Below are 15139 nucleotides of genomic sequence, written 5' to 3' on the forward strand. Positions count from 1 at the left end.
GTCCGCGATGACCCCGTCCTTCAGAGGCCGGATGGCCTGGATGTGACTCGGGGTACGTCCAATCATGCGCTTCGCCTCGGAGCCGACGGCGAGGGGCCGGCCGTCCTTGACGTTGATGGCGACGACCGACGGCTCGTTCAGCGTGATGCCCCGGTTACGGACGTACACGAGCGTGTTGGCCGTACCCAGATCGACGGCCATGTCGCGCCCGAACCACGAAGAGAAGAAGTTTTCAGCCATTGGAGAGACGGCCCCCTCGGTCTAGTGGAGGTCGGCTCACAGGGTAGGTGACTATCGGGGTCGGAACAAGGCACCTAGCCCAGGTGGGGGAAGAAGACCTCCATCTCGCGCTTCGCGGACTCGGCGGAGTCAGAGCCGTGAACGAGGTTCTCGGTCACGCGCACCGCCAGATCTCCTCTGATCGTCCCTGGAGCTGCCTCCGCCGGGTTCGTCGCCCCCATCAGCGTCCTGACGACCCGCCAGACCTCGCCCGGTCCCTCCACCACCATGACGAGCGACGGTGAGCGACCGATGAAGGCGACGAGCTCGCCGTAGAAGGGCTTCTCCCGGTGCTCCGCGTAGTGGCGGGATGCCAGCTCGGCGTCGATCGTCCGCAGCTCGGCGGCGACGATCCGTAACCCCTTGTCCTCGAGCCGGCCCACGATCTCGCCGACGAGGCCTCGCTCGACAGCATCGGGCTTGCAGATGACGAGGGTGCGGTCCATCGGGAGGCGAGGCTAGCGGCGGCGGCCCGACCTCAACTGCCGCTACCGCCTGGGAGGAGGACGCTCCTGGCCGCACCCACCGTGTACAGCGACCCGGTGACCAGGAGCATCTCCTCGGGGGTCGCCCGAGCCAGTGCCAGCTCCACCCCGTCGGCGACCGAGGAGGCGACCTCGACCTCCAGGCCCATCTGGGCGGCGGCCGAGGCCACCTCGGCCGCGGGTTGGGCCCGAGGCGACGGCGGCGGGCAGGCGACGACCAGCACGATGTGGGAAGGGTCGAGCGCCTCGAGCATCTCGACCGGGTCCCGTCCCCCCAGGAGGCCGAGGACGACCACCCGGCGGTCGACTCCGGCGAACTCCTCGGCCAGCGTGGCCCCGGCCGCCCTGGCGCCCGCGGGATTGTGGGCCCCGTCGAGGAGGCAGAGCGGGCGCCGTCCCACGACCTCCATCCGACCGGGGTTGCGAACGCCACTCAGAGCGGCGCGAACCAGCTCGTCGGGAAGCGGACCGTCGAAGAAGGCCTCCGCCGCCGCCAGCGCCGCGGCGGCGTTGTCGCCCTGGTGGGCGCCGTGCAGGGGAAGGAAGACGTCCGGGTAGCGGCCGCCGAGCGTGCGCAGGTCGAGCAGCCGGCCGCCGTGGGCCAATCGGTTGGACTCGCAGGCGAAGTCCGATCCCCGCTGCCAGACCTCGCCGGCGGCGGCGCGCGTGAACACCGCAGCCAGGGCCGGGTCCGTCTCTCCCAGGACGAGCAAGCTGTCGGGCTTGACGATTCCCGCCTTCTCGGCGGCGATGTCGCCCAGGGTGGGACCGAGGATGCCGACGTGGTCGAGGCTCACGTTGGTCACGACAGCCACCTGTCCGTCGGCGACGTTCGTCGCGTCCCAGGTGCCACCGAGGCCGACTTCGACCACGGCCACGTCGACAGCGATATCGGCGAACCACCTGAAGGCGGCGGCGGTCACGATCTCGAACCACGTCGGCGGCCGCTCGAGTAGCGGCTCCAACGCGGCCACGGCGCCGAGGACCTCGGCCAGCTCGTCGTCGGCGATCGGCTCACCGTCGGCCGTCAGGCGCTCGTTGATCCGCTCGAGGTGGGGACTGGTGTAGGTCCCGACGCGCAAGCCCCGGGCACCGAGCAACGACGTCAGCATTCTGGCCGTCGAGCCTTTGCCGTTGGTGCCTGTCAGGTGAACGACGGGATAGGCCCGCTGCGGGTCGCCCATGACCTCGGTGAGGCGTCTCATGCGCTCGAGCGTGGGTGTGGCGTCGGCGCGGCCGCTCTCGATGGCTTCGAGATTGACGTGGCCGTCGAGCCATCCGAGGGCCTCTTCGAGCCGAGCGCTGACCCCGGCTCGCCCGATCACCCGGATCCGACCACCCGACGGGCACGGAACCGCCGTGCCTTGGAAGCCCGCTCTACGGCGTGCACCACGCGGGGCCGTGCCGCCTCCACCGCCTGTCCGACGCGGGGCCGTGCCGCCTCCACCGCGTGCTCGACGCGGGGCCGTGCCGCCTCTGCTGCCTGGGTCAGCGTCTCCAGAGCCTGCTCGAGTGCCGGGGCTGCGGGGACCGTCAACCCCGCGACCCGGCGAGCGGTCCGGGCCCGCCGCCGCTGACGGCGGTCGATCGCCAAGCCGAGCACCGCTCCCGTCCCGGCCAGCACTCCTCCCATCCGGGCCGCTCGTCCGACCGCCATATCCACCGTGTCGTCGCGCCGGTAGGACCAGACGACGCTCACGACGACGCCGGTCGTGCCGCCGATGACAGCACCCTTCCAGACCGTGCTGGTCATACCGCTGCGTCCAGTTGCCCCGGCCTCAGGAGGCGGCCCGGCGGGGCCGGTCGACCTTGTCGCGGTCGCTGCGAGGCACGAGGGTGGGGTTCACCCGGTCGAGCACCACCGACCGGTCGATGACGCACTTGCCGATGTCCGTGCGGCTGGGCAGGTCGTACATGACCTCGAGCAGCACCTCCTCGAGGATGGCCCGCAGGCCCCGGGCGCCGGTGCCTCTGAGCAGGGCCTGCTCGGCGACCGCCTCCAGGGCGTCCTCGCCCAGCTCCAGCTCCACCTGGTCGAGGTCGAAGACCCGGCGGTACTGCTTGACGAGGGCGTTCTTGGGCTCCACCAGGATCCGCACCAGCGCCGTCTTGTCCAAGCTCGAGACGGCCCCGATCACAGGGAGCCGTCCGACGAACTCGGGGATGAGCCCGAACTTGAGCAGGTCCTGGGGCAGCACGTGACGGAGGAGCTCACCGTCGTCCTTCTCACCACTGCGGTTCACCTCGGCCCGGAACCCGATTCCCTTGCGGCCGATACGGGCCTCGATGATCTTCTCCACCCCGGCGAACGCCCCACCGTTGATGAACAGGATGTTGGTGGTGTCGATCTGGATGAACTCCTGATGGGGATGCTTGCGCCCGCCCTGGGGAGGAACCGACGCCGTGGTGCCCTCCAGGATCTTGAGGAGGGCCTGCTGCACCCCCTCTCCGGAGACGTCCCGGGTGATCGACGGGTTCTCGCTCTTGCGGGCGATCTTGTCGATCTCGTCGATGTAGATGATGCCGGTCTCGGCCTTCTTGACGTCGTAGTCGGCGGCCTGGATGAGCTTGAGCAGGATGTTCTCGACGTCCTCACCGACGTAGCCGGCCTCGGTGAGGGCCGTGGCGTCGGCGATGGCGAAGGGGACGTTGAGCATGCGGGCCAGGGTCTGGGCGAGCAGCGTCTTGCCGCAGCCGGTCGGCCCGAGCAGCAGGATGTTGGACTTGGCCAGCTCCACGTCGGCGTCGTGGTAGGCGCCGGCCTGGACACGCTTGTAGTGGTTGTAGACGGCGACCGAGAGGATCTTCTTGGCGTAGTCCTGACCGATCACGTAGTCGTTCAGGAAGTCGAAGATCTCACGAGGCTTCGGCAGCTCGTCGAATCGCATCTCGGAGGACTCGGCCAGCTCCTCCTCGATGATGTCGTTGCACAGGTCGATGCACTCGTCGCAGATGTACACACCGGGTCCGGCGATCAGCTTCTTCACCTGCTTCTGCGACTTCCCGCAGAAGCTGCACTTCACCAGATCTCCGCCGTCTCCGAACTTCGCCACGATCCCCCCTCGCTACGCCACGCCTGCGGCTTGCGGGACACCTGCCAGCTCTCGAGTCGTGATCACCTCGTCGATGATGCCGTACTCCCGCGAATCATCCGCACTCATGATGAAGTCGCGGTCGGTGTCCTTCTGGATCTTCTCGATGGGCTGGCCCGTGTCCTGGGCCAGCATCTGGTTCAGGAGATCTCTCATGCGCAGGATCTCCTTGGCCTGCAGCTCGATGTCCGTCGCCTGCCCGGCCGCCCCCCCATAGGGCTGATGGATCAGGATCCGGGCGTGCGGGAGAGCGAAGCGCTTTCCCTTCGTGCCCGCGGCCAGGAGGACCGCCGCCGCCGAGGCGGCCTGGCCATAGCAGAACGTCGACTTGGCCGGCTTCACGAACTTCATGGTGTCGTAGATCGCGAACAGGGCGGTGATATCGCCCCCCGGCGAGTTGATGTACAGGTTGATGTCCTTGTCGGGGTCCTCGTACTCGAGGAACAGCAGCTGGGCGCAGACCAGGTTGGCCACTGTGTCGTCGATCGGCGTGCCCAGGATGATGATCCGCTCCCGCAGGAGCCGGGAGTAGAGGTCGTACGCCCGCTCGCCGCGGTTGGACGACTCGATGACGGTCGGGACGAGGTAGTCGTAGGCGGGCTGCATCATTCTGAGATCTCCACGCTACTCGGCTTGCCGGAGTCGCCCTCACCGCCGGCGACACCGGCGGCCTCGGGGGTGTCGTCCGGAGATGGTTCGGACGGTGACGGGAAGAGAACGGCGCGGTCGACCGACTTGCCCTCCTCATCGACCAGCTCGACGTGGTCGACCAGCCAGTTGAAGGCCTTTCCCTTCCGGATATCAGAGCGTAGCTCGGGGATGCGCTCCGCCTGCTCGAGCTGGCGGCGTACCTGGTCCGGTCGCTGGCCCAGTCGCTCCGAGAGGTTGGCGATCTCACGGTCGACGTCGGCCTCGTCCACCTCGACCGACTCGGCGTCGGCGAGGGCTCGGAGGGCCAGGTCAGCACGCACGGCCTGCTCCGACGCCTGCCGGAGCTCGCCGACCAGCTGCTCCTGGTCCATGCCGGTGGCCTCCAGGTACTGGGCCAGACCGGCCCCCTGGGCCTCCAGCCGGTGGGAGAGGTCGTGCAGTCGCCGCTCCATCTCCTGCTCGATGAGGACCTCGGGCATATCCTCGTCGACCAGCTCGGACAGGGCTTGGACCGCCTGCTCCCGGAGTCCCATCTGGGCCTGCATCCGTTTGAGCTCGGACAGCCTGTTCCGGGTGTCGTCGCGCAGCTCCTCGACGGTCTCGAACTCCGAGGCATCGGAGGCCCACTCGTCGGTGATCTCGGGCAGGACCTTCTCCTTGACCTCCTTCACCAGGACCTGGAAGCTGACATCCCCCCCGTCCACGGTGGCGTTGAAACGGAAGATGTCGCCCGCCTTGGCTCCCCGGAGCTGCTCGTCCAGCTCGGGGACGATCGAGCCGCTGCCGACCTCGTAGAGGAAGTCGTCGGTAGTGAGGGGCTCGATGGTCTGGTCGTGGCGATAGCCCTTGATGTCGATCGTCAGGTGGTCACCGTCGCGGGCGGGCCGGGACACGGCGGTCAGCTCCCCGAACTGGTCGCGGAGGCGATCCACCTGGTTGTCGACGTCCTCGTCGGTGACGGCGAACGGCGCCACCGTGACCCGCAGCCCCTGATAGCCGGGGACGGTCACGACCGGACGCACCGGCACGACGGCGTCGAAGACCACCGGACCCGACTCCTGTCCCGCCGTGATCTCGATCTCGGGAGCGGCGATGGCGTCCACCTCGGCATCCTCCAACGCCTGGGCGTAGAAGTCGGGCAGCGACTCCCGAAAGGCCTCCTGGCGCAGTACCCCGGTGCCCAGCCGAGCCTCGAGCAGCCGGCGCGGCACCTTCCCCGGACGGAACCCCGGCACCCTGACCTCGCGAGCCATCTTGCGGAAGGCGTCGTTCAGCGCCCCCTCGAACTCCGCTTCGTCCACCTCGACCGACAGCTTGACCTTGTTGTCCTCGAGGGACTGCGCCGTAGCTCGCATAGAGAAGCCTGAGTCTACCGGGCCGACCCCGAGCCCCCGGACGACGACCCGCGGTCCCGGGGCGGCCCGTCCCGCCTCGGTAGCTCGGCTGGAGGGTCGGCTGCCCGCTCCGGCCGGTGGGGTGTCTAGACGCGTAAGGCGCCGAGCACCTCTCCCAGGGGGGCGTGGTCCCACGGCTCGGCGTCGAGGTGCTCGTAGCGCAGCCGTGGACCGGGTCCGATCACCAGCGTGGCGCCCAACTGGGTGACGCGCTTGCCGGGCCGGTGCACGTGGTGGCCGGCGCGCCATACCTGACGGCCCTTGGCCCACGCCCCGGGCCCGACCAGGGCCAGCGGGCCCGACCGACGGACGCTGACCGCCGCGGCGGCGGCGCCGGAGTCGTCAACCAGCACCGGGAACGGGACACCGGTGTCGACGACGAAGGACCGGGCGTAGCTGGCGTCGCCAGTACCGACGGCGACGATCTCCGCTCCCCGAGCGGTGATGGCTTGGTACTCGTCGCGCAACTGCGCGGCGTGATGTCGGCAATGCAGTCAGCCGAAATGGCGCAGGAACACCAGCACCACGGGTCGGGCCTCCCAGAGGTCGCCCAGCCGGTGCACGGCGCCGTCCGGGTCGCGCAGCTGCACTGCCTCGAGGCGCGGCATGTCCACGCTCGAACGTTACCGGGTCGGGTCCAGCGGTGCCCCCGCGCGAGGCGAGCGGGCGCGGCGCCCCGCGTGGACGACAGCGAGGAAGTCGGCGACGCGGGACACCACCTGAGCCGTGCGGATGGAGGGAAAGATCTCGAAGGCGTGCTGGGCCCCGGGTAGCTCGGCATATGCCACCGGAGCGGCCGACGACCGCCGCAGTGCCTCGGCGAAGCCGCGGGCCTCACGCACTGGAACGAGCGTGTCGTTGGCCCCGTGGACCACGAAGAAAGGAGGCGCACCAGCGTTGATCCGGTAGATCGGCGACGCTCGCTCGTATGCCGTCCTGGACCCCGCCAGGCTCTCCTTCATGACCGTCCTCTCGAGCAACCGGCCCAGCCCCCGGCCCCGAAGCCCGTCCCGATTCGTGAAGTCGTACACACCGTAGAAGGGCACGCAGGCGGCCACGGACGTGTCAGCAGCCTGGAAGCCCGGTTGGTACTCCGGATCCCCCGGTGTGAGGGCGACCAGCGCGGCGAGGTGACCCCCGGCCGACCCGCCGCCGACGGCGACGAAATCGGGATCTCCCCCGAACTCAGCGATGTGCCCCCGAACCCAGCTGAGCGCCCGCTTGCAGTCGATCAGGTGCTCGGGAAATGCGACCCGCGGGCTGAGGCCGTAGTTGGCGGTCACACACACCCAGCCGCGGCTGGCGAGGTAGTCCATGAGCGGCAGGCCCTGCTCCCGCTTGTCGCCGAAGATCCACGCCCCGCCGTGGAGATAGAGGAACACCGGCGCGCCGGTGACCGAGCGCCGGGGACGGTAGATGTCGAGGAGGTGCCGTCGGGCGCCGTCGCCGCAGTAGTCGATGTCTCTCGTTCGCTCCACGGCCCTGCCCGGCCGCGGGGCGGGGATCAGCAGGGCAAGGCGCGCTCGCTCGGGGTTGTCGGTGGTGGCCAGCGCGGGATCCTTGCGCGCCGACCATCCCTCGCCCAGACCCTCGTCGAGAGCGCCCTCGACGACGCGACCCGCCCGGCCGGCCTGCAGGGCAAGGATGACCAGCCCGGACCACGACGCCACCGCCACTCCGAGGCCCACCCAGCCCGGCCAATCGCGGAATGCGCCGAAGACGCCGAACACGACCGTCGCCACCACCTGCCAGGCCAGGTGGTGCAGCGGAAGCTCGGACGTCAGCCAGCCGGCGAAGAAGCTCGGCACGGTGAACGGCTCGATCCTCACGGGCCGGAAGGCGTTGGCCGTGAAGCCCGCCCCGATGAGTGTGACGGCAAGGAACGCCCACGACATCGATCCATCGTGGCGCAGCGTCACCCCTTCGGGAAAGTCGCCGCCGCCGGCTGACCTCTTCGCCCCTGTCCACCCGGGGGCGTGAGGCGACGCAGGACCAGCCCGACCACGGTGGCCGCCGCTACCGCGGCCACCCCGGCCGCGACGATCGCCCACCTCCGGTTCCGCCGGCTGCGGGGCGGGTCAGAGCCATCTGTTGCCGGCGCACCGACAGGGACCGGGGCGACTCCTAACCGGGGTCCAGTTCTTCCAGCCGCTTGGCCACGTCCTCCGCCGTGGGCGGCCGATCACCGGGGTCGGGGGCGAGGCACGCGCTCACCAGCTCGGCCTCCGGAGCAGACAACGAAGGATCGAGCGCAGGCCTGGCGCTGAGGACCCGACGGAGCGCCAGCAGAGGATCGTCGCTCGGGAGCTCCCCGTACACACCGCGACCGGTGATAGCGCGGTGCGTGACCACTCCGAGCGACCAGATGTCCGTCGCACGTGACGCGCGGCCTCCACGGATCAAGAGCGGGTCGATGTACTCCACGGATCCGATGGGACCCATGCCGGTCACGGTCAGTCCCGGAGTGAGCAGCTGGGCCATGCCGAGGTCGGAGAGCTTCGCGCCGCCCTCGTGCAGCTCGATGTTGTCGGGCTTGATGTCACGGTGGGCCACACCGGATTCGTGAAGTGCGTGGGCGGCGCGCGCCGCATCGATCACCGCCTGGAGCACCCCTGGCCGTTCGATGGGCCTCGACGGCGAAGCAAGGGATCCCATCGGAAAGTACTCCATGGCGTAGAAGAAGCTGTTCCCGTCCTGACCCGCATCGAAGAGCGTGACCAGATAGGGGGACTCTATAGAGGCGAAGACGCGAAGCTCGCGGGTGGCACGCCGGAAGCCGTCGTTCGAGGTGGCCCCGTCGAGGACCTTTACCACCACCAGCTCCACGTCGAGCTGGAGCCGGGCTGGGGTCTCGGCCAGGTAGAAGTTGCCATGGTTCCCCTCGCCCAGCCAGCGGACGAACTTGTAGTCGGCGATCTCGGTCATCTCAGCCTGCTGCATCTGGCGATCCATCGGTCAACCGGTCACCTCCTCTCTGTCCTCTCGTGCCTCTCATCCGCGAGATTGAGCCGTGAACATGAACGTCCGGTTGCCCAGCCGAACCTCGGTATCGGGAACGATCGTCGTGGCGACGCCTGGGGTCAACGGGTGCCAGGCGGACTGGCGGGGCCGGCGGACCGCCGTACCGTTCGCCGACCTGAGGTCGACGAGCTCGACCGTACCCCCATGGACGGCGATCCGGAGGTGCAGACGTGACACGGATCGCTCGGTGTCGGTGATGACGAGCGGCTGGGCCTCTCCGGTGGCGACCCGAGCGTCGCTGTCGGGCTCCCGACCGACGACGACCTCGCTGTCGAGGCTGAAGGTGGTGCCATCGTCGAAAAGGAGCAGACCGAGCGGGGGAGCGACCGCGGGCTGGTCGTCTGGCGGTTCACCGCCGATCGGAAGAGGCTCCCTCGGTTCGTCCAGCGCCACGCCCCGTAGGGCGATCGTCCGGAACGCGCCCGACGCCTCCTCGGGTGCCGACGCCGCGCTTGGCGACGCGGACGGGTGCGTGCCCGCCCGAACCTCATCGAGACCATCGGGTCCGCCATCCAGCGTGGTCTTCGCCGGGGGGACCCCTGCCGCAGGCTCGACCACGTCGCTTCGCTCGGTGGGTGCGCGCTCGCGGCTTGCAAGGAGGAGGCTGCCCGCCGACACGACGCCGGCTCGAAGGTCCAGGCGCCCGTCGAGATGGCGCGGATCCTTGCCCTCTGACGCTACGGCGATGGAGTCGATCGGCCCGTCGAGGATCCGATCGACCCACGTGGCGACGTGCCGTCCTGAGACGATCTCCTCACCCCCCGGCTTCCTGACGGCGACGTCGATCTGACCGTGCACGAACACCGCGAAATCATCCTCCGCCGCGGCAACGGCGACAAAGGTCGGCACGCCGGCGGGATCCTCGTTGGCCAGGAGACCGGCCAGCTGGCGACACAGCACGCGACCCGTGGCCCGCTGCTCCCCACCACGCTGGACGACGTCGAGTATCCGATCGAGCACGGCACGATGCCGCTGCTGCCACACCGGGACCATGGCGGCGACACTGCCGAAACGAGCGGCCAGGCCATCTCCTGGGCCTATCCGGCAGCCGTAGTCATCCAGGCTGGCCATCATCACCGACTCCCCCCGACCGAGCTTCGTCGGCCGACAACCGAGAGTATCGCGGCAACTGGAACGCCGGTTGAGGAGAACGGGGTGACTCGAGCCGAGGACCGACCGTGGCGAGCTGCGGGGTCGGCGCCATACTTCGGCCCAATCGGGCTGGTAGCGTCGCCGATCATGGGTGAGCGTCTCTGCCTTCTCACCGTTCACGCGCACCCTGACGACGAAGCATCCAAGGGAGCGGGGACGGTCGCCCGCTATCACGCCGAGGGTGTCCACACCGTCCTGGTGTGCTGCACGGGTGGCGAGGAGGGCAGCATCCTCAACCCGGCCATGGACCGCCCAGACGTGCGTGACCGGTTGCCCGAGATCCGCATGGAGGAGCTTCGCAAGTCGACCGAGATCGTCGGCTACGACGAGGTGGTGCTGCTCGGCTATCGAGATTCCGGAATGCCCGACAGCCCGAGCAACGAGCACCCACGAGCGTTCGTGCGAGCCCCGCTCGAGGAGACGGTCGGGCGCCTCGTGGGCGAGATCCGGCGGACGCGGCCCCAGGTCGTCGTGACCTACCACGAGGACCAGAGCGGGTACCCCCACCCCGATCACCTGCGGGTGCACGACATCAGCGTCGCCGCCTTCGACGCTGCGGGAGACGCGGCCGCGTACCCCGACCACGGGTCTCCCTGGCAGCCCTCGAAGCTGTACTACACGGTGTGGTCGCGGGCCCAGATGATGGCCATACACGGCAGGTTCGTGGAGCTGGGCCTGGAGTCCCCTTTCGGGGACGCTTGGATGGATGGGCCGGACAAGGACGCAGAGATCACGACCCACATCGACATCTACGAACACGCCAGCGTGCGGCCGCGTGCGTTGCTGGCCCACGCCACACAGTTCCGGTATCCCCGGGGGATCGCGGCCGCTGGTGTCCTCGGCGACCCGACCTCGCCGATCTGGTTCGGGTTGAAGCCCGATGCGGACCGTACCGTGCACCCTCTCGACGAGTACGTCCTCGCCCGCAGCCTGGTTGGCACCAGCGACCACGAAGACGATCTCTTCGCCGGCATCCGGGACCGGGTCACGCCGTAGGCCATCCACTCACCCATGTAGCCGAGCTACTCACCCGTGTAGCCGAGCCGTAACATGGCTCTCGGGCTATGGACCGGTCACAGAGAATCAACACAGGGAGCCGTCTCGGCTGCGACGGGGAGCTCACTCTCGTCCCCTGGGCGGCGTAGGGAGCACGAGTGACCACTCCGACGAGGCCGACCAGGCAAGAGGACAGCGCGTCCTCGTACCGGGGTCCGGTCAGGGCTCCGGCGCGGACGGACACGACCATCGCTGCCGGACTGCCCGAGAGCTTCAGGTACCGCCTCAAGCGCCTCCTACTGGGCGCCCCCCTGGTCAGCGAAGACCTGAGCAGGCAGCGCCTGGGCAAACCGAGCGCGCTGGCCGTCCTCTCCTCGGACGTCATGTCGTCGTCGGCCTATGCCAGCGAGCAGATCCTTCGGGTGCTGGTGCCGGTCATCGGGGTGGCCGCCTTCTCCCTGGTCACCCCCATAACGCTCGTGATCCTGGCCGTGCTGGCGGTGGTGACGCTCTGCTACCGGGAGGTGGTGAAGTCCTACCCCAAGGCAGGTGGCTCGTACGTAGTGAGCCGGGACAACTTCGGGCCCAATGTGGCCCAGATAGCCGGTGCCGCGCTGCTCATCAGCTACACCATCACGGTGGCCGTGTCGGTGGCCGCGGGCACCGATGCGATCATCTCGGCCGTTCCCTCGCTGAAGGGCCTGGACGTCCCCCTCTCGGTCGCCTTCGTCGTCCTCATCGCCTTCGGCAACCTTCGTGGTATCCGGGAGGCGGGGCGTGTCTTCGCCGTGCCCACCTACTTCTTCATCTTCAACATGGCCGTCTTCATCGCCATCGGCCTCGCCCGCGCCGCTTTCGGGAACCTCCCCCAGCACCAGCTCCACGCCGCCGGAGCGGTGCCCGTCGGTCATCCGGGCACGGGCCTCCTCCTCGGGGCCTCCATCTTCATCGGCCTGCGCGCCTTCGCCAATGGGGCCTCGGCCATGACCGGAACCGAGGCCATATCCAACGGAGTCAGCATCTTCCGGGAGCCACAGGCAAAGAATGCTCGCACCACGCTCGTGGCCATGAGCAGCATCCTGGGCGCCATGTTCCTGGGCGTCTCGGTCCTGGCCGCCCTCTCGCACTCGGTGCCCTTCGCCAGCGGGACCCCCACGGTCATCTCCGAGATAGGCAAGCTGGTTTACGGAACCGGCGTCGGGGGGTCGGTGCTCTTCTTCCTCCTCCAGGCCGCCACTGCCCTCATCCTGATCCTGGCTGCCAACACCAGTTACACAGGATTTCCGTTCCTGGTCAGCTTCGTGGCCGAGGACTCCTTCCTGCCCCGGCAGCTCACCGAGCGCGGGCATCGTCTCGTCTTCTCCAACGGGATCATCGTGTTGACGGTCGCGGCCATCGTGTTGCTCGTGGCCACCCGGGCCAAGGTCGCCTCGCTCATACCCATGTACGCCATCGGCGTGTTCACCGGCTTCACCTTGGCCGGGGCCGGCATGGTCAAGCACCACCTTCGGCTGCGGGAGGCCCAGTGGCGCCGAAGCGTGGTGATCAACGCCACGGCTGCCGTCACGTGCTTCATCGTCGTGATGGCCTTCGCCATCACCGAGTTCACCAAGGGTGCCTGGGTGGTAGTGGTGGTGATGCCGCTCCTCGTCTACGGGCTCGTTCGACTCAACAGGGAGTACCGGGCCGAGGACGCAGTGCTCGAGGAAGGCGCCGCCGCGGCGGCAGCCGAAGCTCCGATCCTACGGCGTCACGCTGTGGTGGTCTTGGTCGATCGGCTGGATCTCGCCACGGCCCGGGCGATCCAGTACGCCCGGGCTCTCAACCCGGACGACTTGCGGGCTGTGCACTTCGCCGTCGACCAGCGCAAGGCTCAGGCGCTCATCACCCGGTGGAGCCGATTGGGGCTGTCCCAGCTGCCTCTCGACGTCATCGATACCCCCGACCGCCGCCTCGGCCGAGCCGCCCTCGAGCTCGCCGCCGACCTCGCCGACGGGCAGACCGAGGTGAGCATGTTGTTCCCACGCCGGACCTACAGACAGGCGTGGAGTCGGCTCCTCCACGATCGCACCGCTGATCGCATCATCGACATCGTGAGCAAGCTCCCCCACGTGAACGCCACGATCGTTCCCTTCAACGTGGATTCGAGCGTCGACAGCAGGACCACCTCGACTGTCCTGGACAAGCCTCAGCCGCCTCGCCGCCGGGGAGCGCGCCGCAAGCCAGGCGAGGAGGAACGAGGCGCGATGCCGACGGTGGCCGGGACAGTGGCCATCTGCGATCTGCAATGGCGCCAACACGCACGGGTCGCGGGACGGGTCCGCTCGGTGCGCATTCAGCCATGGGCGGGGACTCCCGCGCTCGAGTGCAGCCTCGTGGACTCGAGTGGCGAGGTCCTCACCATCGTGTTCCTGGGCCGCCGTGAGGTCGCTGGGATCCGGAACGGGACCAAGATGGTTGTCGACGGCGTGGTCGGCGCCCATCGTGGCCGTTTGGCGATGCTGAACCCCATCTACGAGCTGCTGGAGGTACCAGAAGCCGAGGAGGCCTGAGTGGGGACCCACATGGCCAACATCGATCCCAGGCGGAACACGCCGGGATGAGTGGGCGGACGCGGGATCTTGTAGCCGCCGGCGTCGGGATCGTGGCCCCCGCGGCGATGGCGGCGGCGCTGATCCCGGCCCGCGACCACATCGGCAGCGTCAATGTCGCCCTGGTCCTCGCGGTGGTCGTCGTGGCGGTGGCCGCTTGGGGCCACCGGCTCGCAGCCTTCCTCGCCGCAGCCTCGGCCGCGGTGTTCTTCGACGTGCTTCACACGCGCCCGTACTACTCGTTCACCATCACCCAGCGGAACGACGTCATCACCACCGCCCTACTTCTCATCCTTGGCGTCGCCGTCGGGGAGCTGGCCGTCTGGTCTCGCAAGCAGCGGGCGGCTGCCGCAGCCGGCAGCGAGGACATCGCCCGCATGCACACCATTGGCGATCTGGTCGCGGACGGCCGACCCCTCGATCAGGTGATCCTGGCCGTGGCCTATGAGCTGAGGCACCTGCTCTCGTTGCGGGCCTGCCGGTTCCATCACGGCCTGTCGACAGGCCACCCAGCCCGGATCGGGCGCAACGCGGACGTCGTGCTGCACGACGTGCGGTGGGATGTCGATGACATCGGCCTGCCAGGCAAAGAGGTGGAGCTCGTGGTGCAATGGGGGCACACGACTTTTGGCCGCTACGTGCTGGTTCCTACCCCGGGCGTGCCCATCTCCCTCGAGCGGCGCCTGGTAGCCGTTGCCCTGGCCGATCAGATCGCTGCGGTCATGGCCGCCGGACTACCACCGACCCTCGGCAATGGTGGCTCCCGGCCCACGCCGGCCCACCCATTGAACTGACCAACGAGCCACCTTCGCCAGGTCGCGTACTCTTGGCTGCGATGCGGCCATCACCACCAGGCCATGGCGCCCAAGGGTTGAAGCGTTGAAGTCGCAGGTCGGAAGCTAGAGGTAGACCGGGGAGTGGCGCAGTGGTAGCGCACCTGCTTTGGGGGCAGGAGGTCGGGGGTTCGAATCCCCCCTCCCCGACCGGTAGCGTGCAGTGCCCGCCGCGGGTGTAGCTCAACGGCAGAGCCCCAGCCTTCCAAGCTGGTGACGGGGGTTCGATTCCCCTCACCCGCTCTCTTCTAGATCGCAGGTCAGGGGCGGTCTCGGCCGCCCATTCGTCCGCGCCCGGATCCCTGTCATCGCGCGGTCATCGCGCGTCCATGGCGCGGGCGGTTCAAGAACGTGCCCTGCAGCCGATGTACTGGGGCACTCATCGCCCTCGCCCGTCCTGAGCGTTAGGGGCACTCCTCGCTCTGTGTGCGGGCTGTCGGGGCTCTCAGGGGCGCCCGGCGTGCCCCCACTACCAGCGGACGCCACCGTGGGCGGTGGGCACCTCCACATCGTGTAAAGCCCCCCGAGGCCGGGGAGAGCATGAGGTCGTGAGTCATATCCGGAAGATCGGGCATCTGACCGGAACGATCCTCGTGACCCGCTGAGGAGCGGAAACCGCAAGTTCTTGGTCGCTCGGTCGTTCTC

At 68.8% G+C, this 15139-nt stretch carries 14 protein-coding genes and 2 tRNA genes; 5 read left to right on the top strand and 11 right to left on the bottom strand.

From position 1 onward, the window contains the following. From VH112_06325 to VH112_06375, 11 genes are all read right to left on the bottom strand, one after another. Nucleotides 1–240: rod shape-determining protein (locus tag VH112_06325; GenBank protein HEX4539846.1), on the bottom strand; the 240-nt coding region annotated here is incomplete at its 3' end. A gap of 74 nt (nt 241–314) precedes the next feature. Further along, nucleotides 315–725, bottom strand: coding sequence for a nucleoside-diphosphate kinase (gene ndk, locus VH112_06330; protein HEX4539847.1), 411 nt, complete (start codon nt 723–725; stop codon nt 315–317). Nucleotides 726–757: 32 nt separating this feature from the next. Continuing rightward, nucleotides 758–2089: a folylpolyglutamate synthase/dihydrofolate synthase family protein gene (locus VH112_06335; protein ID HEX4539848.1), complete on the bottom strand. Its 1332-nt coding sequence runs from the start codon at nt 2087–2089 to the stop codon at nt 758–760. Continuing rightward, nucleotides 2086–2517 (bottom strand): hypothetical protein, encoded by a 432-nt coding sequence (locus VH112_06340; protein ID HEX4539849.1) that lies wholly within the window; start codon nt 2515–2517, stop codon nt 2086–2088. Before VH112_06340 ends, VH112_06335 begins: the two co-directional genes overlap by 4 nt. 25 nt (nt 2518–2542) lie before the next feature. Continuing rightward, the gene (gene clpX / locus VH112_06345; protein HEX4539850.1) at nt 2543–3817 is read right to left on the bottom strand and encodes an ATP-dependent Clp protease ATP-binding subunit ClpX; all 1275 of its coding nucleotides are present in this window, start codon (nt 3815–3817) and stop codon (nt 2543–2545) included. 12 nt (nt 3818–3829) lie between these two features. Beyond that, nucleotides 3830–4462 (bottom strand): ATP-dependent Clp protease proteolytic subunit, encoded by a 633-nt coding sequence (locus VH112_06350; GenBank protein ID HEX4539851.1) that lies wholly within the window; start codon nt 4460–4462, stop codon nt 3830–3832. Beyond that, nucleotides 4462–5862 (bottom strand): trigger factor, encoded by a 1401-nt coding sequence (gene tig, locus VH112_06355; GenBank protein HEX4539852.1) that lies wholly within the window; start codon nt 5860–5862, stop codon nt 4462–4464. Before tig ends, VH112_06350 begins: the two co-directional genes overlap by 1 nt. 125 nt (nt 5863–5987) lie before the next feature. After that, complete coding sequence (locus tag VH112_06360) at nt 5988–6395, bottom strand: peroxiredoxin-like family protein (GenBank protein HEX4539853.1); 408 nt, start codon at nt 6393–6395, stop codon at nt 5988–5990. Nucleotides 6396–6524: 129 nt separating this feature from the next. Next, nucleotides 6525–7796 carry an alpha/beta hydrolase gene (locus tag VH112_06365; GenBank protein ID HEX4539854.1) on the bottom strand — a complete coding sequence of 424 codons (1272 nt, stop codon included), beginning with the start codon at nt 7794–7796 and terminating at the stop codon, nt 6525–6527. A gap of 229 nt (nt 7797–8025) precedes the next feature. After that, on the bottom strand, nt 8026–8841 hold the full coding sequence (locus VH112_06370; GenBank protein ID HEX4539855.1) for a serine/threonine-protein kinase: 816 nt from the start codon (nt 8839–8841) through the stop codon (nt 8026–8028). Between the two features lie 51 nt (nt 8842–8892). Next, a complete protein-coding gene (locus tag VH112_06375) occupies nt 8893–9993 on the bottom strand; it encodes an FHA domain-containing protein (GenBank protein HEX4539856.1) in 1101 nt (366 codons plus the stop codon). A gap of 168 nt (nt 9994–10161) precedes the next feature. On the opposite strand from VH112_06375, the gene VH112_06380 reads away from it, so the two are divergent. The 5 genes from VH112_06380 (at nt 10162) to VH112_06400 (ending at nt 14737) form a co-directional block, all read left to right on the top strand. Then, nucleotides 10162–11070 (top strand): PIG-L family deacetylase, encoded by a 909-nt coding sequence (locus VH112_06380; GenBank protein HEX4539857.1) that lies wholly within the window; start codon nt 10162–10164, stop codon nt 11068–11070. A 158-nt stretch (nt 11071–11228) separates the two neighbouring features. Next, a complete protein-coding gene (locus tag VH112_06385) occupies nt 11229–13622 on the top strand; it encodes an amino acid permease (GenBank protein HEX4539858.1) in 2394 nt (797 codons plus the stop codon). A gap of 92 nt (nt 13623–13714) precedes the next feature. After that, nucleotides 13715–14455, top strand: a complete 741-nt coding sequence (locus tag VH112_06390) for a DUF4118 domain-containing protein (protein HEX4539859.1) — start codon at nt 13715–13717, stop codon at nt 14453–14455. Nucleotides 14456–14572: 117 nt separating this feature from the next. Further along, nucleotides 14573–14644, top strand: a tRNA-Pro gene (locus tag VH112_06395). A gap of 22 nt (nt 14645–14666) precedes the next feature. After that, nucleotides 14667–14737 (top strand) — tRNA-Gly (locus VH112_06400). The last annotated feature ends 402 nt before the right edge of the window (nt 14738–15139 follow it).

This window comes from Acidimicrobiales bacterium (assembly GCA_036270875.1).
GTDB lineage: Bacteria > Actinomycetota > Acidimicrobiia > Acidimicrobiales > AC-9 > AC-9.